Annotated in this window: 16 protein-coding genes; 6 read left to right on the plus strand and 10 right to left on the minus strand. The window is 44.5% G+C overall.

Annotated features, from left to right (window positions below; all coding sequences use genetic code 11):
• Window positions 1-269: 269 nt before the first annotated feature.
• Window positions 270-920 carry an alpha/beta fold hydrolase gene (locus tag ADH27_RS05590; protein ID WP_048716361.1) on the minus strand — a complete coding sequence of 217 codons (651 nt, stop codon included), beginning with the start codon at window positions 918-920 and terminating at the stop codon, window positions 270-272.
• On the minus strand, window positions 917-2,647 hold the full coding sequence (pabB, locus tag ADH27_RS05595; protein ID WP_048691168.1) for an aminodeoxychorismate synthase component I: 1,731 nt from the start codon (window positions 2,645-2,647) through the stop codon (window positions 917-919). The genes ADH27_RS05590 and pabB overlap by 4 nt, the downstream gene beginning before the upstream one ends.
• Before the next feature lie 120 nt (window positions 2,648-2,767).
• Here pabB and ADH27_RS05600 point away from each other — a divergent pair, with 120 nt between their 5' ends.
• The 5 genes from ADH27_RS05600 (at window position 2,768) to ADH27_RS05620 (ending at window position 12,220) form a co-directional block, all read left to right on the plus strand.
• Window positions 2,768-3,817, plus strand: coding sequence for an acyltransferase family protein (locus ADH27_RS05600; RefSeq protein WP_048716363.1), 1,050 nt, complete (start codon window positions 2,768-2,770; stop codon window positions 3,815-3,817).
• Window positions 3,818-4,073: 256 nt separating this feature from the next.
• Complete coding sequence (locus ADH27_RS05605) at window positions 4,074-5,681, plus strand: glycoside hydrolase family 13 protein (protein ID WP_048716365.1); 1,608 nt, start codon at window positions 4,074-4,076, stop codon at window positions 5,679-5,681.
• A 273-nt stretch (window positions 5,682-5,954) separates the two neighbouring features.
• Window positions 5,955-8,204 (plus strand): 5-methyltetrahydropteroyltriglutamate--homocysteine S-methyltransferase, encoded by a 2,250-nt coding sequence (gene metE, locus ADH27_RS05610; protein ID WP_048716367.1) that lies wholly within the window; start codon window positions 5,955-5,957, stop codon window positions 8,202-8,204.
• Between the two features lie 71 nt (window positions 8,205-8,275).
• Window positions 8,276-9,151 carry a methylenetetrahydrofolate reductase [NAD(P)H] gene (metF, locus tag ADH27_RS05615; RefSeq protein ID WP_048716370.1) on the plus strand — a complete coding sequence of 292 codons (876 nt, stop codon included), beginning with the start codon at window positions 8,276-8,278 and terminating at the stop codon, window positions 9,149-9,151.
• Window positions 9,152-9,283: 132 nt separating this feature from the next.
• Window positions 9,284-12,220, plus strand: a complete 2,937-nt coding sequence (locus ADH27_RS05620; protein ID WP_048716373.1) for an AAA family ATPase — start codon at window positions 9,284-9,286, stop codon at window positions 12,218-12,220.
• Window positions 12,221-12,322: 102 nt separating this feature from the next.
• Here ADH27_RS05620 and hutG read toward each other — a convergent pair whose 3' ends face one another.
• The 8 genes from hutG to ADH27_RS05660 all read right to left on the minus strand — a co-directional run bounded on the left by hutG (window position 12,323) and on the right by ADH27_RS05660 (window position 22,490).
• A complete protein-coding gene (gene hutG / locus ADH27_RS05625; RefSeq protein WP_048716377.1) occupies window positions 12,323-13,309 on the minus strand; it encodes a formimidoylglutamase in 987 nt (328 codons plus the stop codon).
• Window positions 13,310-13,396: 87 nt separating this feature from the next.
• The gene (gene hutH, locus ADH27_RS05630) at window positions 13,397-14,938 is read right to left on the minus strand and encodes a histidine ammonia-lyase (RefSeq protein WP_048716381.1); all 1,542 of its coding nucleotides are present in this window, start codon (window positions 14,936-14,938) and stop codon (window positions 13,397-13,399) included.
• 228 nt (window positions 14,939-15,166) lie between these two features.
• Window positions 15,167-16,495, minus strand: a complete 1,329-nt coding sequence (locus ADH27_RS05635; RefSeq protein WP_048716383.1) for an APC family permease — start codon at window positions 16,493-16,495, stop codon at window positions 15,167-15,169.
• A gap of 20 nt (window positions 16,496-16,515) precedes the next feature.
• Window positions 16,516-17,094 (minus strand): HutD family protein, encoded by a 579-nt coding sequence (locus ADH27_RS05640; RefSeq protein ID WP_048716387.1) that lies wholly within the window; start codon window positions 17,092-17,094, stop codon window positions 16,516-16,518.
• 15 nt (window positions 17,095-17,109) lie between these two features.
• On the minus strand, window positions 17,110-18,783 hold the full coding sequence (locus tag ADH27_RS05645; RefSeq protein WP_048716390.1) for a formate--tetrahydrofolate ligase: 1,674 nt from the start codon (window positions 18,781-18,783) through the stop codon (window positions 17,110-17,112).
• Between the two features lie 52 nt (window positions 18,784-18,835).
• On the minus strand, window positions 18,836-19,465 hold the full coding sequence (locus tag ADH27_RS05650) for a cyclodeaminase/cyclohydrolase family protein (RefSeq protein WP_023027214.1): 630 nt from the start codon (window positions 19,463-19,465) through the stop codon (window positions 18,836-18,838).
• A gap of 12 nt (window positions 19,466-19,477) precedes the next feature.
• The gene (ftcD, locus tag ADH27_RS05655) at window positions 19,478-20,377 is read right to left on the minus strand and encodes a glutamate formimidoyltransferase (protein WP_023027213.1); all 900 of its coding nucleotides are present in this window, start codon (window positions 20,375-20,377) and stop codon (window positions 19,478-19,480) included.
• Between the two features lie 82 nt (window positions 20,378-20,459).
• Complete coding sequence (locus tag ADH27_RS05660; protein WP_048716395.1) at window positions 20,460-22,490, minus strand: urocanate hydratase; 2,031 nt, start codon at window positions 22,488-22,490, stop codon at window positions 20,460-20,462.
• A gap of 200 nt (window positions 22,491-22,690) precedes the next feature.
• Between ADH27_RS05660 and hutI the strand changes: the two genes are divergently transcribed.
• Entirely contained in the window at window positions 22,691-23,938 is a 1,248-nt protein-coding gene (gene hutI / locus ADH27_RS05665) for an imidazolonepropionase (protein ID WP_048716397.1), read from the plus strand.
• The last annotated feature ends 101 nt before the right edge of the window (window positions 23,939-24,039 follow it).

Here is a 24,039-nt window from a genome sequence, read left to right on the forward strand (position 1 = left end):
ATGACTAACCTTTTAAAAGTTAGCCGTGACTTTAAGAATAAGTTTTCTTAGAGGCTTTCCTTAGGTGAGTACGGACGTCAGCGAACTTCGAAGAAGTTCCATGACTTAGTTTTGGACCTAAGGTTCCAAAACTCCCGAGTGCCTGAAACAATTGTGTTTCAGGCACTTTTCTCACGGCGGAAAGCCTCTAGATATTCATGCATAACTTAAAAATATAAACATTTCTTGATTTTTTAAGTTATGTAACATGAAAAAATACGTTATCTACATTAAGAGGAACTGTTTTTTAAGCTAGCCTCTTCATTTTTAAATTCACCAACAAACTCCTTGATGGCTTCTGCAAGTTCATGGGGTTTCTGAGTATTGAGTAGATGGCCCCCGTCTGCGATTTCTAGATAGTGACCTTTAGGCAGGAGATTGGCCAACTTTTTAGAAGAAGCCTGATTGGCCCCATCCTTGCTGCCGCAAATCACTAAGCTAGGAAGAGGGCAAGTTTTAGCGGTATCGGTTAGATTGAGGCTTTTTAATTCGGTAAAGCTTTGCAACATGTGCTGTTTATTGGCCCCCTGCTTTTCAAAGACATGTTTGGGAATCAGACGAAAAAGGAGAATTTGGAGCCTATAGAGGAGATTGGTGTTGAGTTTGTATTGCGTCCCTGAAAGCACCAAGCCCTTGAGTTGTGGCAAGTCTCGGCTGGAGAGATCGAGAGCGAGAACGCCTCCCAGTGAGAGTCCAACCAGAATAAAGGGCTCGCTTTCTTGCTGGAGGTGCTCCGTCAATCTTTCTTTGGCCTCTTGGTAGCTTTCGCTTGGATGGGAGAAAATAGCGAAAGATTCAGATTGCAAGGGGGAAAGTGCATCTTGGACCCCTTGCCAAGAGTGAGCATCCTGGCCTAGGCCATGTATAAAAATAAGTTTCATTCTGATTCCTCTCTAGTGAAATCGAGTGGATAGAGGCCACGCAGGGCATTACAGGCATAGACTTGGTCAGCGACTCCTAAATCCTTCAGCGTTAACAGTTTTTCTTCTACTTGTCCAGTTTCTAAGAGATGGCGGCGGTAAATCCCGTCGAGGATAGGGAGGTGAGCTGGTGGGGTATAGAGATTACCTTTGATTTCAAGGATGAGATTGCCAATTGTCGTTTCTAACAAGCTGCCATCAGGAAGATAGAAGATCTGCTCGTGATCTTTAGCTACTAGATGGGCTCGCTGGCTAGTCTTAAAATAAGTAAATGGCTTTGCTAAATCAAGCTTTTGCTCGGTCAGTTGAGCCTGCAGATAGCTAGCTGGCAAGTCCTTCAGTTCGGTGATAGCCAGCTGGAAGGACCCGTTTTTTTGCAAGGCAATCCGACAACGATAGTCAAGGTTGGAATCACAACGAGCAAGCTCTTCTTGAAGTTCTTTCAGGAGTTTTGGCTCATCATAAGGGTAGGCAAAGTAGCGGCTGGCCTCTCTCAAACGGGTCAGGTGTTGCTCCAGGAAGGTCAGTTTTCCTTGGTGGATGCGGCCGGTCGTCAGGAGCTCAAAGCGAGGCTCTTGTCGGTAGAGGACTGCTGATTTTTGCTTGGTCTCTCGGTATTCACTTTCCCATTTGCTGTCCCAAGTGATGCCTCCACCTACGCCATAGATGGCTTGATGCCCTTGCATTTGGAGGGTTCGGATGGCCACATTAAAAATTCGTTTACCTTTTGGAAGAAGGATACCGATCGTTCCACAGTAGACGCCACGAGGAGCAACCTCTGTCTGTTGAATAATTTCCATAGTAGAAATCTTCGGTGCCCCTGTGATAGAACCACAAGGAAAGAGGGCCTGGAAGGTTTGGACTAGGTCGACTTCGGGGCGCAAGCGACTTTCAATGGTCGAGGTCATCTGCCAAACAGTAGAGTATTGCTCAACCTGGCAGAGACGGGTCACCTGCTCACTTCCAATTTCCGAAATCCGGTTCATGTCATTGCGGAGGAGATCGACAATCATCATGTTTTCTGCTCGATTTTTGGGATCAGCTTCTAGCCAAGCAGCCTCTTGAAGATCTGTTTGGTTGGTAAGCCCACGACGAGTCGTCCCCTTCATAGGGCGCGTGGTCAGTAGCCTGTCATCTTGTTTAAAAAAGAGCTCAGGACTAATAGAGAGGATGGACACATCATCGTGCTGAATGAAGGCATTGTAATGGGCCCTCTGTTCTACCACCAAGCGATTGTAGATGGCCAAAGGGTCAGCTTTTAGCTCTTGAGAAAGCTGGACAGTGTAGTTGACCTGATAGGTATCCCCTTGGCGGATGTGGTGCTGGATGGTCTCGATGGCTTTTTGATAAGCAGGCGCCTCTACCTCTTCCTGCCAATTGGCTGGAAGATCCACTGCCTCGTAGTCCTCTGGGAAAGGAAGGGTTTCTACTTTTTCGTGGATGGTGAAATAGAGGAGATACTCTCCCATGAGAGGTGCTGGGTGGACGGCTAATTTTTTCTCAAAAGCAGGAGCGGCTTCATAGCTGACATAGCCTACGGCATAAAAACCAGCTTCCTGATAGGCTTCCACCTCTCTCAGAAGAGTCTCTACTTGGTCAAGGTCTCTTGTTTTTAATTCCTTTAGCGGCTTGGTGAAAAGCTGTCGCAATCCAAGCTCTTTAAAATCAATAATTGTTTGTTTGTGCATGCTTTGAGTATATCAAAAATAGAGGAAAAAAGGTAGATAAGGAGGCAAGGATTCCTTGCTTGGTCCTCTCTTTCATGCTAAAATAACCATAGAATCTGCATTTGGCGAAGGAGTAGGACCATGAAAAAGAATTCCCTCTATAACACTTCCAGTATTAGTCTTTTTCAATACCTCTTTGCGATTGCAGTGATTTTGGTGCATAGTGGTCGCTTAACTTCCTATGAGCCAGTGCATTTTGGCCTTAAGAGTATCCTTGGACGGCTAGCGGTGCCATTTTTTATCGTCTGTGCCAGCTTTTTCCTCAAGCCATCACTAAGAGATGCAAGGAAAATGAAGGCCTACCTGGTCAAAATCGTAAAAACCTATTTATTTTGGAGTTGTGTCTATCTTCCCTATGCCTGGGTCTTTTTTTCTAGTCTCCATCTCCCTGTCTATCTCTTTCCAGCAGGCGTTCTGATTGCTCTGCTCTATCTGGGAATGTGTTACCAACTCTGGTATATCCCTGCCTTTTTGCTGGGCCTGTTTTTGGTCAATCAATTGGTCAAACGCTTAGGTATGGTTTGGACGGGGGTGATCACCTTTCTTCTTTACTGCTGGGGCTTGATCGAGACCTATTCAGCTTATCTGGACACCACGAGTCTTCTCGAGGGTTACCAGCTCTACAGCAATTTATTTTTTACAGCTCGAAATGGTCTCTTTTACACGCCCATTTTTATCTTTATGGGTTACTATCTCTATGATCATTTTCATGCACAAACCTTTAGGGTTCACCGTTGGGAAAAGCTATCTCTCGCCTTTGGCTTGTTCTGTATGGAAGGCATCATCATTTTTCAACATGAAGGAATCGATAAGAACTTTTTCTTATTTCTTCCTATTGTGACGGTCTATTTGGTTAATGCTTGTCTGCGATCGTCCTTTTTGAAAAGCTATGATTTGCAGTACTTAAAGCAGATGAGCATGGCGCTTTATTTTTCGCATCCGATTTTTATCGAATGGGCTCGCTATGGCTTTAGCAATGTCCCGCTTTCTTATCCAGACAGGGGCAAGTTGATTTTTGTGACGGCCTTGTTGGGAAGTCATCTCTTTGGATTGGCCATGCTCTCTTATCACTCTTGGCAAAAAGAAAGGAAGAATCGAAGTCTTGAACAGAAGCTGGGACAAAAGTCCTAGCCACTCAATTGTCTTTGGATTGTCGAGCAAGACGCAGTGGTTGAGTGGGCTGTAAAAGCTGATTTCATCAGCTTTTACAGCCCTACTCAACTGTGCGGAGGTGGGACGACGAAATCGAATTCTAACGAATTACCGATTTCTGTCCCACTCTCTTTTTTATCTTAAGGAAGACTGATAAAACAGCTGAGAGTTGAAATTCCTTTCGAGTTTGGTTATGATGAAAGGGATTACAAGTGAAATCAAAAAGGAGAAGGGCATGAAGAAAAAATGGTGGCATGATGCCGTGATTTATCAAATCTATCCCAAGAGTTTTTTAGACAGCAATGGAGATGGAATCGGTGACCTCAAGGGGATCATCAGTAAGCTGGATTATTTGGAGAAGTTAGGTATTACGGCCATTTGGCTGTCTCCTGTCTACCAAAGCCCTATGGATGATAATGGCTACGATATATCTGATTATGAGGATATTGCTTCCATCTTTGGCACCATGGAAGATATGGAAACATTGATTGCGGAGGGGCAAAAGCGCGGTATTAAGATGATCATGGATTTGGTGGTCAACCATACGTCTGATGAGCATGCCTGGTTCATCGAGGCCAAGGAAAATCCAAACAGTCCAGAGAGGGACTACTATATTTGGAGGGACCAACCCAATGATCTTCTCTCTACCTTCAGTGGGTCAGCTTGGGAATTTGATCCGGCTTCCCAGCAGTATTATTTGCACTTCTTTAGTAAGAAGCAACCGGACCTGAATTGGGAAAATGAGACCCTTCGGCAGAAGATTTATGACATGATGAACTTTTGGATCGGCAAGGGGATCGGTGGTTTTCGAATGGATGTCATCGACATGATTGGGAAAATTCCTGATCAGAAGATCGTAGCCAATGGTCCCATGCTCCACCCTTATCTGAAAGAAATGAATCGAGCGACTTTCGGGGATAAGGATTTGTTAACGGTCGGGGAGACCTGGGGAGCGACACCTGAGATTGCCAAGCAATACTCTGGTCCTGATAATGAGGAATTGTCAATGGTCTTTCAATTTGAGCACATCGGGCTTCTCTTCCAAGAGGGTCAGCCCAAATGGCACTATGCGAAGAAGCTTAATGTTCCTAAGTTGAAAGAAATCTTTAACAAGTGGCAGACGGAGCTGGGCATGGACGAAGGCTGGAACTCTCTCTTTTGGAACAACCATGACCTCCCTCGGATTGTTTCTGCCTGGGGAGATGACCAAGCCTATCGGGTGAAGTCCGCTAAGGCCCTAGCCATTCTTCTTCATTTGATGAGAGGAACGCCTTATATCTACCAGGGGGAAGAGATTGGCATGACCAACTATCCTTTTAAGAGCCTAGACGAAATCGAAGATATTGAATCTATTAACTACGCCGAGGAAAGCCTCGAAAAGGGAGTGGAGCTAGACACCATTATGGACCAGATCCGACATATTGGCCGGGACAATGCTCGAACCCCTATGCAGTGGTCCAAGCAACCACAGGCTGGTTTTACAACTGGTCACCCTTGGCTAGCTGTCAATCCAAACTATCAGGAAATCAATGTAGAAGTGGCTTTGGCTGATCCCTCATCCATTTTCTATACCTACCAACAATTGGTTGCCCTCCGTAAGGAGCAAGATTGGTTGATCTCTGCAGACTTTGAGCTACTGGATACAACTGACCAGGTCTTTGCCTACCAACGAGTAGATGGGAATCAACGCTATTTGATTGTGGTCAATTTGTCTAGTCAAGTCCAGAGCTTTGAACTGGAGCAAGACTATCAGGAGGTTCTCATTAGCAATACCAATGTAGAGCAGGTCAAACAGACAAAAGTATTGGAACCTTGGGATGCTTTTTGTGTGCAACTAACTTGAGCATAAGTTCCTACAAAAAAGAAGCGGATAGCTTCTTTTTTTGTTTTAGAGGGGACGAGGACTGTCCAATGGGAGGGGGGCTCAGTCTATCTGGTAGAAGCCTTATAGTTATTTTTTATAAGGTCTATTAGTTCTGGTCAATGGCAAGTGGCGGAAACCCTTGATCTATAAGGTTATAGCTTCTGGCTATACCATAAACCATTGAAAAGCAATTATACAGAAGGGGCTTCTTCTGATAAGATAGACTCAACTTGAATTTTTGGAGGACAAAACATGTCAACTACAATCATCGGATTCCCTCGTTTGGGTGAATTCCGCGAACTAAAATTTACAACTGAGAAATATTTTAGAAACGAAATTACAGCTGAAGATTTGTTGGATGCTGCAAAAGAATTGCGTGCCAAACACTGGAACATTGTCAAAGAAAAAGGCATTACTGAAATCCCATCAAATGACTTTTCACATTATGACAACTTCCTAGATGCTGCTTTCCTCTTCAACGTGGTTCCTGCATCTGTTCAAAACTTGGACTTGTCTGACCTTGAACGCTACTTTGCTTTGGCGCGTGGTTACCAAGGAGAGAAAGGGGATGTGCGTGCTCTTCCAATGAAGAAATGGTTCAACACCAACTACCACTACATCGTTCCAAAATTTGAAAAAACAACAGAAGTCAAATTGGCTGGTCACAAGATTTTTGATGAGTACCAAGAAGCCAAAGAATTGGGTCTTGACACTCGTCCAGTTGTGGTTGGACCATTCACTTTCCTTCAATTATCAGACTTCGAAGAAGGCGTGAAGGCAGAAGACTTCGTTGATAGCTTAGTGGCTGCTTACCAAGATGTTTTTGCTAAATTGGCTGAGCTTGGTGCAACTCGTATCCAACTGGATGAAGCAGCTCTTGTCAAAGATTTATCAGCTGAAGAAAAAGCGCTCTTCTTGAACCTCTACAACAAACTCTTGGCTGACAAGAAAGGTCTTGAGGTTCTGATCCAAACTTACTTTGGTGATGTTCGTGATGTCTACAATGACCTTGTGAACTTGCCAGTAGATGCGATCGGTTTGGACTTTGTGGAAGGGAAGAAAACTCTTGAACTCGTGAAAGGTGGCTTCCCAGCTGACAAGACTCTTTATGCAGGGATTGTCAATGGTAAGAACATCTGGCGCAACAACTACGAAGCAAGCTTGGAAATCTTGAAACAAGTACCAGCTGAAAACATTGTTTTGACAACTTCTTGCTCACTGCTTCATGTGCCATTTACAACTGCCAATGAAGACTTTGAACCAGCTATCTTGAACCACTTTGCTTTTGCAGTTGAAAAATTGGAAGAACTTCGTGACTTGGATGCTATCCGCAATGGTCAAGGTGAAGAAGCTCTTGCAGCAAACAAAGAACTCTTTGCGACTGAACGTGTCGGAGCAAATGCGGAACTTCGTGCACGTATTGCTGTATTGACAGAAGCAGACTACACTCGTTTGCCAGCCTTTGCAGAACGTGAAGCTATCCAAGAAGATGCCTTCAAACTTCCAGCCCTTCCAACAACAACCATCGGATCCTTCCCTCAAACGAAAGAAGTTCGTGCGAAACGTTTGGCCTTCCGTAAGGGTGAATTGTCACAAGAAGAATACGATGCCTTCCTTGCTGAGACTATCGACGAATGGATCAAATGGCAAGAAGAAGTTGGATTTGACGTGCTTGTACACGGTGAATTCGAGCGTAACGACATGGTTGAGTACTTCGGTCAAAACTTGTCAGGTTACCTCTTCTCTAAGAATGGTTGGGTACAATCATATGGTATGCGTGGGGTTAAACCACCAATCATCTGGGGTGATGTGACTCGTCTCAACCCTATCACTGTGAAATGGTCTAGCTACGCACAAAGTCGTACGGACAAACCTGTTAAAGGTATGTTGACTGGACCTGTTACAATTCTTAACTGGTCATTCCCACGTGAAGACATCTCTATCAAGGATTCTACTCTTCAAATCGCTCTTGCGATCAAGGATGAAGTTCTTGACCTTGAAGCTGCAGGCGTGAAGATTATCCAAATCGACGAGGCTGCTCTTCGTGAGAAATTGCCACTCCGTCGTAGTGACTGGTACGAAGACTACCTTGACTGGGCTATTCCAGCCTTCCGCTTAGTACACTCAACCGTAGCACCAGACACACAAATCCACACGCACATGTGTTACTCAGAATTTACAGATATCATCCCAGCGATCGACAACATGGATGCAGACGTCATCTCATTTGAGGCAAGCCGTTCAAACCTTGAAATCTTGGACGAACTCAAAGCGAAAAACTTCCAAACAGAAGTTGGACCTGGGGTTTACGATATCCACTCACCTCGTGTGCCTAACGAAGGCGAAATCGATCACACCATCGAAGCTATCCTTGCCAAAGTACCAAGCAGAAAAGTTTGGATCAACCCTGACTGTGGTTTGAAAACACGTGGAATTAAAGAAACAAAAGAAAGCTTGATCCGTCTTGTAGAAGCGGCAAAAGCTGCTCGTAAAGCGCTATAAAGCAAGTAGAAATTCCTAAGCTTGCTCGATAGCAAAAAAAGAATTGCTCAATCAAGAAAGGAATACATTTGATGACTAAGCAAACACCGTCGCTCTCCTTTGAGGTTTTCCCTCCAAATCCTGAAGTAGGCAATGCCAAGCTCTTACGTGCCTTGGAAAATATGCAGGAATTAGCTCCACACTTTATCAGTGTGACAGCTAGCAATAATAAATACAATATCAAAGAGACGACGGTTGCTTTAGCCAATCATATTCAGAATGAATTGTCTATTCCGACCATTGCCCACTTACCTGCCATTTATCTAAGCAAGGAAAAAGTAGCAGATACCCTTCATGAATTAGATCAAGTAGGGGTTCATCGGATTTTGGCCCTTCGTGGTGATATTATTCCTGGTATTGAGCCTTTAAAAGACTTTCGTTATGCAACGGACTTGATTGAATTTATTAAAACAGAAGCTCCTCACTTTGATGTGATCGGTGCTTGTTACCCAGAAGGTCACCCAGATTCGCCAAACCAAATTTCAGATATTCAAAATCTGAAAAAGAAAGTGGATGCTGGATGTTCGAGCCTAGTGACTCAGCTTTTCTTTGACAATGAGCGTTTCTACGATTTTCAAGATAAGTGTACCTTGGCGGGAATTGATGTTCCCATTCATGCAGGGGTGATGCCAATTCTTAACAGAAACCAGGCCCTTCGCTTGTTGAAGACTTGTGAAAATGTTCATATCCCACGGAAATTCAAAGCCATTCTGGATAAGTATGAACATGATCCAAAATCTCTTCGTGCGGCTGGTTTAGCCTATGCGGTGGATCAAATCGTTGATTTGGTCACACAAGATGTTGCCGGTGTCCATCTCTACACCATGAACAATGAAGATGTAGCCTATCATGTCCACCATGCAACAAAAGCCTTATTTGAACACCAACCAAATTTGGAAGTGATTTAATCAACAGTCTAAGCAGGAATTGTAGAGATTGAGAAAAATTTTTCTCAGTCTCTTTTTTACTTGGGCCAATCGCTTGCTAAAAGACAACTTTTTTTTTATAGTATTAATATGAAGATTTTGGAGGCGCTTGCAATGAAGAGAGAACTCACGTTGAAGTTATTTGGACCCCCTAAGGTTGTTTTCCAACAGAAAGACATCCGTTTTTCCTTCTCGAAGATGGAGGCTTTATTTTATTACTTAGCTGTATCGGGTGAGGTCAACCGTGATGAAATTGCGGGCATTCTCTGGGGGGACAAGGAAAACCAAGTCGCTCGGAAAAATCTACGGAATACTGTTTACCAAGCTAATAAAATCTTTGAAGGAGATGTCATTGTTTCTCCAAGTAGGAGTAGCTTGGCCCTTAATTCTGAGCTGAATCTTTCTTTGGATGTCCAGCTTTTTGAAAGGGATCCGATAAGCAATTTACATCTTTATCAGGGAGATTTTCTGGAAGGCTTCTACGTCAAGGATGATGAGGACTTTGACCAGTGGGCTTCCCGTAAACGGAGCGCTTATAAGCAACTCTATATTGAAAGCTGTTATCAAAAGATTGACAAAGAGGGGCTGGGAGACCCTGGTATAGAGTCCTTACTCCACCATTTAGTAGAGCTGGATGAATTTGAAGAAAAGAACTACCAGCTCTTGATGGAGTATTATAGAGTTCATCACCAGCTGGGGAAATTTTTTGAGACCTATTACAAGCTGGTGGATTTATTGGATCGTGAGCTGAATGTTCGTCCTAGTCGAGTGATAGAAGAACTGTATCATTCTGTTTTGGAAGCTAAGCGAACCCATAAACAGAGCAATCGTGTGAATGTCCGAGAACTCCCTTTCTTTGGTCGCAAACAAGAACTGTCCCAACTGGAAGAATACCTATCCTTAGTAGAGAAGGGGGAAGCGGTTGGCCCTCTCTTGGTCATGGGGCAATCTGGAACAGGCAAAAAACGTTTATTGCGTCAATTGGTCTTGCTGTCCAATCGTAGTTTTAGCTTTGTCAAGCTGGAAGGCAAAGTCGGCAGTCGCCAAGAAGAAGGAGGGATCTGGGACGACCTCAAAGCTTCCCTAGAGAAAGTGAGTGGGGGCTTGGAAGCTCCTCCTCTAGGAAAAGCGGACAATCTCCCTGCTGTCCGGAAGCACCTTCAAAGACTCAGCCAAGAAAAACCTCTCCTGATTCTGCTTGAAAATGCTCAGTGGATGGATGCGGCCTCATTCAATAAAGTAAAGCAATTGGAGGAGAAAAGTAGCGGGGAAAGATGGCAACTGATTGTTACAGCTGAGGGGCCTTTGCCGGAATTCTTGGTCACCTTCTTTGGGAGTTTAAAAGTCGAGAGACGGTTGTCCCAGCTAGAGTTGACCAATTTTGATCCGAGTGAAAGTCGATCACTCTTACAAGGGCAACTGGGGCAGATAGAACCAGCCCTGATCGAGCAAATGATGGAGTGGAGTGAAGGTAGTCCCTTCTTGTTGTCCAGCTATATAGAAGAGTGGAAAGAGAAGGAAAGTTTAGAGCCCTTACCTGATATTATTCAAGCCTATCTGTCTCAAGAGCTGGGTGACTTGAGCAGTGAAGAGGAGTCCCTTCTTCATTATTTGTCTTGTTTTCATAAGCCGATATCCATGTCTATCTTGGCCGATTTGACAGCTACAGATCTTTCTGTTTTAACTGCATTATTAGATCCTTTAGCTCAAAGAGGAATCATCTCAATAGTGGAGGAGGGGGAGGATCTCTTGGTCCAATTTTGCAAGCAATTGGTAGCCATGTATTTCTACCAACTCCTGTCACCAGCCAGACGGCGTCTCTTCCATCAACAAATCGCGCAAAAACTGGAAGAAACCTTAGAAGATTCGACAGACCTGCTCTTCTATAAGGAAATAGCTTACCAATACAAGCAGTCCCAAAATCTCTTGTGTTCCCTATCCTTTGAGCTAACCTACTTGGAAGAAATCCTCCAGCTAGAACATGAACTATTCCCAATATACTCCAAGGGAGAAGAAGGGGGAGTATCAGATGGTGAAAATAGCCATTTGGATATTTTTGGGGAACTCTCTCGTCTTCGTCGAGAACTGGATCAGCTTTTTTCACGACACCAAAAAGATAGAGACTACAAGTATTTGCAACTGCGCTACTTGTATTTAGAGGGGCGCTACTTCATTCGAAGTGGTGAGTACCAAAAGGGGATTCATGATATTCAAAAGGTCATCTCCTATGCGCGGGAACTCAAACGGCTCGACTTTCTTTTAGAAGGGTACCGGCAAATCATTTATTATTGCATTCAAACAGAAAATATTTCTGAAATGGCCTATTACACAGATTTGGCTTTAGAAGATGCGATTCAGGCCAACAACCATGAAGCGATTGCGATTCAGTTACGTTTGAAGGGTTTGTACCATTTGATGGTAGGGGATGAGGAGCAGGCAACCCGCCACCTCTATCGCTCCATTGATTGCTTTAGTCTGACCAATAGCATGCAGGCCAAGTATGCCATTCAAATTGCAGCATCTTTAGCCTACCTGGCTGAAATAGAGCAAGTGAGAGGGCATTTTCAAGTAGCTGTCACCCATTTGGAAGAGGTCCTACGCTTGGTGGGAGATCAATCTGTTGATTCAGTCCGAGTGGTGTTTGAAATTGATCTTGGGATTGCCTACTATTGGAAGGGAGATTTGGTCCAAGCCCGCTTCTATTTTGACAGGGCTCAAAAGGTTTTGTCCGGCGTTCGCTTCCCTTGGAAGGAAGAATTGCTCGAATTTTATCAAGCCTTAATCGCCTGTCATTTTGGCGAGCAAGAGAAGGTGGCAACTTATCTGGCTCGTAAAGAAGGAACCATGAAGCAAACGACGAATGCGCGAGACAAGGGGATGGTTTGTTATCTCTTGGCTTTCCTATCGGCCCAGAAGGAGCAAGGAGAGCAACTGGTTCCTGCTTTGAGCTCTTTCTTGAAAGAAGATAAGGGCTACTACAAGAAACTGGCAGAGCAACATCTGACTCCGTATAGAGACCGTCCCTTCCTCAAGAGATTAAAAGTCCTCTAGTATAGCTCATCAAGTGTCACGAAGGAAGAATAAAAAAAGGCTTATCAACACCCAAGGGATGGATGTTGATAAGCCTTTTGTATGTTAGAGAGGTTTTGCATCTTATTTTTGTTGGGACAAGATTTGGGTCAAGTAAAAGATAAAGGTTGCAGCCAGGTTGGAGGTGTGGTTGTCAATATCATGAGGAGGGGAAACTTCCACAATATCAAATCCAATCAGTTTGCCGCTAGCAGCAATGTGTTGGAGCAACATTAGGGCTAGTTTTGGATCCACACCAAGTGACTGGATGGCACTGACGCCAGGGGCAGAACCAACGGCAAAGCAGTCCATATCGATAGAGAGGTAGACCGCTGTCTGTTTTTCTAAGAATTGATCAATCCGATCAAGAATGGCCTGGTGGCTCATCCGGAAGAGATCTTGTCCTGTTAAGAAATCAATGCTTGGTGTTTTTGCCACATAGTTGAATAGGAACAGGTTGTTGCTGTGTTCCTGGATGCCCAAAATCAAGTAAGGGAAATCTTTGCTCTCTTCTTTTGCGTGGTCTGCCATTTGGCGAAATCCTGTTCCAGAGTTGGGACCAGTTTGGTCGTAAGGACGCAGGTCAAAGTGAGCATCTAGGTTTATGACAGCCAATTGTTCATCTGGTTGCAAGGAGGATTTGAGGCCCAGGTAGTGACCATAAGCCGTTTCGTGCCCTCCACCGAGGACGATTGGTTGAATATTTAGCTCCAACATCCGTTTGACAGTTAGAGAGAGGCTCTCTTGCAAATCTTCAAGAGAACGATTGGGGCCATCGATATTTCCGACATCAAAAACTGTGACGTTGGTGCCCCAGTGCCAAGGAAGTTTGGCGAGCTGGGTGCGAATAGCATTAGGACTTTCGACAGCACCGACGCGACCGTTATTGATATAGACTCCTTTATCGCTTTTAAAACCAAGGATTCCAAAGGTGACTTCTTCAAAAGGAGTCAAGGTTTCATCATTCAAATCCAAAAACTTCGTCAGCATTCCCCATTTGGCTGTATAAGGATTGTCTTCAATACTGCCTTGGTAATAACTGTAAGTCGTTGGGTAATAATCTCTAAGCACGTTACATGCCTCCGTTTGTTGGTATTTGGCTAGAATTGGAAAGGCTGAGAAATTTTCTCAGCCTTTTTCTGCTGTATCCTTACTGTATCAGTATTGAATGCTTAAGTCAACTGCTTTTTCGATGGTTGCTAAGAATTCTTCACTTTCGACAACAGCAGATGCTTTATTGAGTTCTTCGAAGATTTCGATGTCCTTGTCAAATTCAATGAAGGCCACCTTGCTGCGAATCATGTCATAGGCTGGTTTTGTACCTTTACCAAGTTCATGATTTTCTGGTTTGAGATCCAAGGCTTGGCAGGCTGCCATAATTTCAGTAGCAACGATGCGGCGTGAATTCTTAAGGATTTCTGCTGCTTTACGAGCTGCTGTAGTTCCCATGCTGACGAAGTCTTCTTGGTTTTCACAAGATGGGATAGAGTCAACGCTGGCTGGGTGAGACAAGATTTTGTTTTCAGATGCAAGAGAAGCACAAGCATACTGCGTAATCATGAAGCCTGAGTTGAGGCCAGGGTGTTTGACCAAGAAGGATGGCAATTTACTAAGCTGGCTGTTGACCAAGCGTTCCACCCGACGTTCAGATACGTTTCCGATCTCAGAAAGGGCAATACCCAAGAAGTCAAATGGTTGTGCCATTGGTTCACCGTGGAAGTTACCTCCGGAGATGACGTGTCCTTCCTTGGTGATGATTGGGTTATCTGTCACAGAGTTGATTTCGATTTCAACTTTTGTTTTTACATAAGCAATAGAGTCTTTGCTGGCTCCATGGATTTGAGGAATACAACGGAGTGTATAAGGATCTTGTACCCGTTGTTGGGTCGCAACAGTTGTGTTTTTGCTTCCTTCAAGGAGGTTACGGATATTACGAGCGGTTGCCAATTGTCCACTTTGAGGACGGATAGTATGAAGGTCTTCTTCAAATGGGCTGGTAATACCATTGTGGACTTCCATTGAAAGAGCACCGGCAATGTCAGACAGTTTGAGCAATTGGATACCATCATAAGTCGCAAGAGCGCCGATACCGGTTAGGACAGTCGTACCATTGATCAAAGCAAGCCCTTCTTTGGCAGCCAATTGGATCTTTTCAATACCAGCTTGGTCGAGAGCTTCTTGACCGCTCAAGAGTTGACCTTTGTAGTAGGCGTGTCCAAGTCCCAACATTGGGAGCACCATATGAGAAAGGGGGGCAAGGTCTCCGGAAGCTCCGAGTGATCCTTTTTCTGGAATATAAGGAGTCACTCCTTTGTTAAGCAATTCTAATAGTTTTTCAACAGTTGACAGACGAATGCCAGAATAGCCTTTTAAGAGCGAGTTGATCCGGATGAGCATGATAGCACGAACGGCATCTTCTGGAAGTGGATCACCAAAACCAGATGCGTGGGTACGAATCAAGTTTTCTTGCAGTTGGACAGTATCTTCTGGAGAAATGCTGACATTACAGAGAGAGCCAAATCCAGTGGTCACACCATAGACAACACGTTTTTCACGGACGATATCATCAACAATTTTACGAGATGCGATAACAGCTTCTTTGGCTGCTTCGTCTAACTCACATTGGGCACCGTGCCGAGCGACGGCGATGACCTCTTCCAGTGTTAAGCTGTTACCATCTAAATGAATCAATTGAGTCATATAAAACCTCCGATTATGAATTGTTCTGTAGAAGTAGATTTGTTTACTTCGGTTTGAATACCAAACGTGAGCCCATTGTCTATGATTCTTAGAAGGATTGAAAGAAGTCTTAGAGAAAAGAGCTCAGGTTTGATATTCGTGGCTTCTTAGATGGGCTAGGGAGCAAAGGAATGCTTTGCTCCTCCTAAGTTCCCATCTAATGTGTAAATAGAATTGGTGAGGACTGTTTTATTTTTTAGCTAGTTTGTCACCGTGGAAAACAAAGTAAAGTCCACTAGCGATTACTAGACCGATAGCTCCCCATACAAAGTTCATTAGATTATCCCCTGCAATCATCAAGATACTGATGACAACAGCCAAAATTGGGATAACTGGACCGAATGGCACTCGGAAGGTAACCTTTTTCTCTGGGTACATTTTTCTGAGTTTGAGCGCTGCCAAAGCAGTCGGAATATATTGGAAGAAACGGAAAACAACACTGAAAGTTGCTAAGGATTCGAAAGATCCAGATAACAAGAGTAAGAATGCAAAGAAACCGGAAATGATAATGGCAATGACAGGAGCATTCTTGGAGTTTGTTTTTCCAAGTTCTGCTGGCAAGAGTTTTTCGTCTGCTAGGGCCGCCCCGAAACGAGGAACCATAATGGATTCACCGATGTTGAGACCGGCGATTGAAATGAGAGCACCATAGGAGACAAGAGGGGCACCGATAGGGCCAATCATTTTAACAAATGCGTCTTGTACTGGTGCCTCGGTTCCCATAATGCCTCCACCAAGCATAGCGATTGTTCCAGCGATGATCAACATGTAGAGAACTGAGACGATACTGATGGATCCCAAGATAGCACGAGGAACGTTCTTTTCAGGGTTACGCATTTCCCCTGCAACGATGGACATGGTTTCGAATCCGATAAATCCATAGAAGATGTAAACAGCGGTACTCGAAATTGCACTAAAGAGATTTGATCCACTTTCCAATTGAAGGAAAGGTGTGAAGTTGCCCTTGCTTACTCCACCAGGAATAAAGAAGATGGCGAAGAGTGAGAAGAGGACAATTGGGATTAATTTTGCAACAGTAGCTGTCAGTGTGAACATTTTCGATGTTTTCAGACCGGCGATGTTCATAAGACTCAAGAGAACCAACATAACGATACTAATCTGTAGGTTGTAGCCTTCGAATGCTGGGAAGGTAATGATGAAGATCTTAGCAAAACCAGCTAGCATAGCAGCCCAAGCGATAACGGTAACGGCCCATCCGAGGATCCCGACGTTAAAGCCGACAAAGTCTCCGAAAGCTGCTTTTGAGTATTGCATGGCTCCACCGTTTTTATCAAAGTAGCCAGCCGTTTCAGCCAGACAGGCTGATAGTAGCATGACAAGAATAGCTACTCCAAACATGACGGCCAGGGAAGCTGGTCCGAGGCCAGAATATATCTTTTTGGGCAAGAGGAAGATACCAGACCCAATCACGGCATTGATACCGTATAGAGTGGCACCGCTAAAGCTGAATTTCGCTTTTTCTTGTTCCTCAATCGACTGTTTATGTGCTCCGTTCATAATGTCTCTCCTTTAAAACATTATCTTAGCGCAGTCCAGATAGCAATCGGTTGCTTCCCAGACTGAAGGGGTGAAAACGTGATTGTCATCTCTTGAAGAGGAGATGCTTGTTCGATAAACAGGAGCTCGTGAGTTTTGAGGGAGTAAAGTTGTCCCTTTTTCCATTCAAGTGTTAGTGGACAGAGAGCATAGATCCATTGATAGCGACTCTGGCTCGTGACACTTTCATTTGGGGATATAGCACTCATATGCCCCTGATAAGAAGGTTTATAGATTAGATTAAAATCTTGACAGGTCCCTTGGCTAGATACGGGATCTCCCCCGTCAAAGAAGTAGCTTTGAAATGGCTTCAAAACAACTTCTTTATGTTGATGGGTGAGTGTAATCGATGAAGTCAGAGGCATCAAGATTCGGTGGTAGCCAGTGAGATCAGTAAAATCACTTTTTTCAACCTCCACCGTTGCAGTAGAGAGGCGAAAGTCAAAGGTCCGATCTGGATAACTTCCCTCTTTTGGAGAGAGGAAGAGTTGGGTGGTTTGACCACCAGACCAAGTAGAAATCTGATAATCTGCGGGGGTGAGATGAAGGATAGTCACCATAGGACCTCCTCTTTCTTAAAAGAGACCAGTAATATTGCCTTGGGCGTCGATATCAATCTTTTCACTGGCTGGAACTTTTGGTAGGCCAGGCATGGTCATGATCGTTCCTGTGAGCGCAACGATAAAGCCAGCTCCTGCTGCCACCTTAAGGTTGCTGATTTTGACAGTGAAATCTTTCGGTGCTCCGATCTTCTTGGCATCATCCGAGAAGGAATATTGCGTTTTGGCCATACAGATTGGGTAGTTGGAGAAACCAAGTGCTTCCAATTCTTTTAGTTCGCGTTTGGCCGCGGGTGTTAAGCTGATGCCTTTACCACCATAGACTTTTGTGACGATCTTGGTCAATTTTGTTTCAATGCTGTCTTCTTCGTCATAGACATAAGAGAAGTGGTTTTCTTCTTGAGCTAGTTGAATGACTTTTTCAGCTAGGTCACGGCCGCCAGCTCCACCATGTGCCCAGACATCAGAGATGACCACGTCTACATTGCGTTTCTTACAAGATTCATAGACAGCTTGTAGCTCAGCCTCTGTATCCAGCGGGAATTTGTTGATGGCAACGACCACAGGTAGACCGTAGACTTCTTGGATGTTGGCCAAGTGTTTGTCCAGGTTTGGCAGACCATCGATCACGGCTTGGACATTTTCAGTAGCCAAGTCCGCTTTGGCGACACCACCATGCATCTTGAGAGCACGGATGGTCGCGACGAGGACAACGGCAGCAGGTTTGAGTCCGGCCATGCGGCATTTGATGTCGATGAATTTTTCAGCACCGAGGTCTGCTCCAAAACCAGCTTCTGTCACGACATAGTCTGCATATTTGAGGGCTAGTTTGGTAGCCAGCACACTGTTACAGCCATGAGCGATATTGGCAAATGGTCCGCCGTGGATGATAGCCGGAGTATGCTCCAAGGTTTGTACCAAGTTTGGATGGATGGCATCTTTGAGAACAGCTGCCATGGCACCTCCAGCCTTGAGGTCTTTGGCTGTCACTGGTTGTCCCTGGTAGTTGTACCCAATAATGATGCGATCGAGGCGTTCTTTGAGGTCAAGGATATTTTCTGAGAGACAGAGAATAGCCATGATTTCAGACGCCACCGTGATGTCAAAGCCATCTTCACGAGGAACTCCGTTTGTCTTTCCTTGAAGGCCGTCTACAATATGGCGGAGTTGCCGGTCGTTCATGTCGACCACCCGTTTCCAGGTGATGCGACGAGAATCGATGCCCAACTCATTGCCATGATGGATGTGGTTGTCAATCAAGGCTGCAAGTAAGTTGTTGGCAATCCCAATGGCATGGAAGTCTCCGGTAAAGTGAAGGTTGATATCTTCCATTGGAACCACTTGAGCGTACCCACCACCGGCAGCACCACCCTTGATCCCAAAGACAGGGCCAAGTGAAGGTTCGCGGAGGGCAATGACCGCTTTCTCACCGATAGCAGAGAGGGCATCCACTAGTCCAACAGAGGTGGTTGTCTTTCCTTCTCCAGCAGGTGTCGGAGAGATGGCTGTCACGAGGATTAGCTTTCCATCTTCCTTGTCCTTTAGTTGTTCCAGTTGGTTGCTATCGATTTTTGCCTTGTATTTTCCGTAGAGCGAAATGTCGTCTTCAGTCAATCCAAGTTCAGCAGCGATTTCCATGATGGGCTTCATTTGGACAGAATTGGCAATTTCAATATCCGATAAAACCATAGAATCCCTTCTTTCTTTGTAGGTATTAAAGTTATAACGTTAATTGGTAGGTTTAAGATAGGCTTTCTAAAATGCTTTGGTAAATGTTATCTGCAAGCTCAGAGCCTGTTTGGAGGAGTTCGAGTCCCTTGCTATGGTATTCTTGGACGAAGTCTTGGTCCTTGATTCCTGAAATGTTGATCAGGACATTGAGCCAAGCCCCCTGAAGTCCAGCCTTGAGATTGAGAGCAGCCACTCCTAGGTCACTCGCCGCATTGGTGTTGGACTTACCAACAGCTTCTTTTGTTGTTTCAAGCGCCTCAACGATGAGCTCCATCATAGAGAAAGGAGATACTGTCGCATGTTTCAAAGCTTTTTGCATGGCTTCACGACGAGCGACTTTCTCTTCTTCCGTTTCCTTTGGAAGATCAAAGACTGCTGATACCACGTTGAAAGCTTCTGTATCTTTGTCGATGGCTTCTAGTAATTGGTCTTGGAGGTGGGCACTTTTTTCGTGAACCCCTTTGATGTGGTCTTCAAATTCAGCGTATTTTTTCTTACCGATGGTCAGTTCACAGACCATTTTTGTAAGTGAAATCCCGTTTGCAGCAGATAGGGCAGCAGCAGAACCGCCACCTGGAGCTGGGGCATCTGAACCAAGAACCTTGGCAAACTCTGTAATACTTAAGTCAACTAGTTTCATAGAACTCCCTTTCTAACCCAACAAGTGATTTTCCAAGACTTGTTTGCTATAGTCAAAGTCTTCTAATTGCAAGTAGTATTCAGCAGAGTCAATCAAAGCCTTAGCAGGAGCCAGTCCAATGAGTTCTGTTCCAGTGATGCGAACCCCGTAGCGTTGTGCTTCGAAACGAACGGTTTCAACGACGCGATACAATGGGAATTTTTCCAAGTTGACCATGTTGATAGAGACTTGGGCGATGTTGCGATCTTCTAGCATGACACCGATTGCTTTACAGTATTTGTATCCACCGCTAGATCCACGAATGATTTTAGAAATGTTGTTGGCAATTTCTAGATCATCTGTGTCAAGGTTGATATTGAAAGCAACGAGTGGCATACGGACACCAACGGCTGTAACCCCTGCAGTTGGGTGAATCTTGCGTTCACCGTAGTCTGGCTTCCAGTCTTCTTCCAACAGTTTTTCTGGCATTCCTTCAAATTGTCCTTTGCGAACCTTCGCCAAGTTTTTTCGTTCTGGGCGAGTTGCAGCATCTTCATAAAGGAAGATTGGAATACCTAATTCACGATTGATGCGTTCGGCTACTTTATTGGCGATTTCGACACATTCATCTGTTGTGATATCTTTGACTGGAACGAAAGGACAAACGTCTGTTGCCCCCATACGAGGGTGTTCGCCTTCGTGCTTGGTCATATCGATGTTTTCAGATGCGTATTTTACCAATTGGAAAGCAACTTCTTGAATGCTTTCTTCATCCCCAACGAGTGTAAAGACGCTCCGGTTGTGACTGGCGTCAGACGAGTAGTCCAGCAGCGTAACACCTGGAATACTTTTTGCTGTGGCTGCTAATCCGTCGATCACAGCTTGATTGCGTCCTTCAGAGAAGTTTGGAATACACTCAACAATTTTTGCCATATGATTACCTCTTTTTATAGGAGAAGTTGGGGAGGAGGAGTCTTTGTATTTCCTCCCCTTTCTCAATTTTTATTTTTTGATGTTAAAACAATTTTTGAACCGCATCTTTGACCAAATCTTCATCTGCCAGATACGGAATGGTGATGTGGTCTGTTCCTGCATGGAGGCGGTTGTATTCGATGGCTGTTTCGATGGCATGGTTATTTCTTGCCCAGTTCCGACGAGCAACCCCACCCATGGTATCCCATGCAATCGCAGATTTGATGATTTCGTCGATCCGGTGGCTACCGTCTAGAACGAGACCAAATCCTCCGTTGATGGCCTTACCGATACCAGTACCACCACCATTGTGGAGAGCCACGAGACTCATACCGCGAGCGGCGTTACCGGCGTAACATTGAACCGCCATATCGCAGGTAACGTTTGAACCATCTTTGATATTGGAGGTTTCACGGAATGGAGCATCTGTACCAGATACGTCATGGTGGTCACGTCCAATCATGACCGGTCCAATCTTGCCTTGGCGAATGAGTTCATTAAATTTCAAAGCGATATTGACACGTCCCATACAATCTTGATAGAGGATACGAGCCTGTGTACCAACGACTAATTGGTTCTTTTCAGCATCGCGAATCCAGTTGTAGTTATCGCGGTCTTGGTAGCGACGAGTTGGATCGATCGCTTCCATAGCAGCGTGGTCAGTTGCAATCAAGTCTTCGTGTTTACCGCTTAGGCAGACCCAACGGAATGGACCATAACCATAGTCAAAGAGCATAGGTCCCATGATATCTTCTACATAAGATGGCCAAATGAAGCCGTCCTTGTCATCGAGACCATTCTTAGAAATTTCCTTGATGCCAGAGTCGTAAACAGATTTCATAAAGGCATTACCGTAGTCGAAGAAGTAGGTACCTTTAGCCGTCAAAGCTTTAATCACTGCAAAGTGACGAGCTAAGGTTTCATCGACCAAGCGATGGAAGGTTTCTTTGTCTTCTGCCAACAAACGTGTCCGTTCTTCAAAGCTGATCCCAACTGGGCAATAGCCACCATCATAGACGTTGTGGCAAGAGGTTTGGTCAGACAAGAGGTGAACGTGGACTTGGTGTTCGTTGACATATTCGAGCAAGTCTACGATATTACCATGGTAGGCAATAGAAGTTGATTCACCAGCTTCCAGTGCTGCTTGAGCCAATTTCACAGCTTCTTCGGCACTGTCGGTTACTTGGCTAATCCAACCTTGAGAGTGACGGGTTTCGATCCGAGAGCGGTCTACTTCTGCAACGATGGCAACAGCTTTTGCAATTTCAGCTGCTTTCCCTTGAGCTCCACTCATACCACCGAGACCAGACGAGATGAAGAGTTTACCAGTTAAGTCGCCATCATCAGGCACACCGAGTTTAAGACGTCCAGCATTAAGGAGAGTGTTGAAGGTACCGTGAACGATCCCTTGAGGACCAATGTACATCCAGCCACCAGCCGTCATCTGACCGTAGTTGGTAACGCCCATTTCTTCAGCGATTTCCCAGTCGCGCATATTGTCATACTCACCGATCAAGAGACCGTTGGTAATGATGACGCGAGGAGCTTCTGGTTTAGACTTGAAGAGGCCGAGAGGGTGACCAGATTCAACCACCAAGGTTTGGTCTTCTGTCATGACTTCCAAGTATTTCTTGATCAAGTTGTATTGCATCCAGTTAGCACAGACAGAACCTGTTTCTCCGTAAGTGACCAATTCATATGGATAAAGGGCGATTTCAAAGCTCAAGTTGTTGTCAATCATAACCTGCATAGCCTTAGCAGCAGTGCATTTTCCTTTGTACTCATCAATTGGTTTGCCATAGATCCGATCTTTTGGACGGAAGCGATAGCCATAGATCCGACCGCGAGTTTTTAGTTCTTCCAGAAATTCTGGGATCAACTCTTGGTGGAATTTTTTAGGGATGTAACGCAGAGCGTTTTTAAGAGCAATCTCAGTCTGAGCTTGCGTTAAGCGGAAGCCTCTATCAGGTGCACGACGGATGCCTTCTTGAAAAGTTGCCTTTTCAGGTAGGACATCAAAGTCAAGTTTGACAGACATAGCAGCTGCAATTTCTTTATCGTCTATAAATGACATAGTAGGAACCTCCTTATGTGTAGACTATGAATTTATATTTTCTTTATTGTATCCAAGAAACGTCAATAAAGAGTCAAAAATAAATTTAATTTTTAATAAAGCAAAAAATAATGAGGGAGAAACTTTTTGACTTTTTTTTGACGCTTTTCCTGTAGAATTGTAAAATGAATAACAATGGAAATAGAAAGGAATGTTTTCATATGTCTGCTGATGTAATCTTAACCCACTTTAACCAGTTGTTTTGTCCAAATGATCTAGGCCATCCTCTCTATGGAAAAGAGATGGCAGAAGCGCGAATCCTATCCGATGCTTATATTGCTATTAAGGATGGAAAAATTCTTGCAGTTGGAACAGGTCAACCAGATCCAGAACTGATCGATGACCATACGGAAGTAAAATCTTGTGAAGGGAAAGTTGCGACTCCTGGTTTGATCGACTGTCATACCCACCTGGTCTATGGAGGCAGTCGTGAACATGAATTTGCGAAAAAGTTAGCGGGTGTTTCTTACTTAGACATCCTCGCTCAAGGCGGTGGAATTCTGAGCACTGTTCGGGCAACTCGTGAAGCATCTTTTGACAATCTCTATAACAAGTCCAAACGATTGTTGGACTATATGTTGCGTCATGGAGTGACCACCGTTGAAGCTAAGAGTGGCTATGGTTTGGATTGGGAAACGGAAAAACGCCAACTAGATGTAGTAGCTGCCTTGGACCGTGACCATGAAATTGATCTGGTTTCGACCTTTATGGCAGCTCATGCGATCCCGACAGAGTATAAGGGCCGTTCTCAAGAGTATTTAGATCTCATCATTGAGCAAATGCTTCCAAAAGTGAAGGAAGAAAAGTTAGCTGAATTCTGTGATATCTTCTGTGAAAAGGGTGTCTTTACAGCAGATGAGTCTCGCTATCTTCTGTCAAAAGCCAAGGAAATGGGCTTCAAACTGCGGATTCATGCGGATGAAATCGAGTCTATCGGTGGTGTGGATGTTGCAGCTGAATTGGAATCTACTAGCGCAGAACACCTGATGGTGATTACCGATGAAGGCATTCAAAAACTAGCAAAAGCAAAAGTTATCGGCAATCTGTTGCCTGCTACAACCTTCAGCCTCATGGAAGATACCTATGCACCGGCTCGTAAGATGCTGGATGCTGGGATGGCCATCACTCTAACAACCGACAGTAACCCAGGATCCTGTCCGACAGCCAATCTTCAGTTTGCCATGCACCTCGGTTGCTTCATGATGCGTTTGACACCAGTTGAGATTCTCAATGCGGTAACTATTAATGCAGCTTATTCAGTCGATCGTGCCAAAACCATTGGATCTTTTGATACTGGAAAACAGGCCGATATCACTATTTACGATGCACCAAATCTAGATTATCTCTTCTATTTCTTTGCGACCAACCTAGTGACAGATGTTTATAAAAATGGTAAAAAAGTGATTTAATCCTCTCGTTTCAAATGTGACCTAAATAGAAAAAAATCCCCTCATCAACTGATTCTGATGAGGGGATTTAGTGCTTAGATCAGTATTTCCAAAGGGAGTTG

The sequence above is a fragment of the Streptococcus sp. 343_SSPC genome (assembly GCF_001072385.1).
Lineage (GTDB): Bacteria > Bacillota > Bacilli > Lactobacillales > Streptococcaceae > Streptococcus.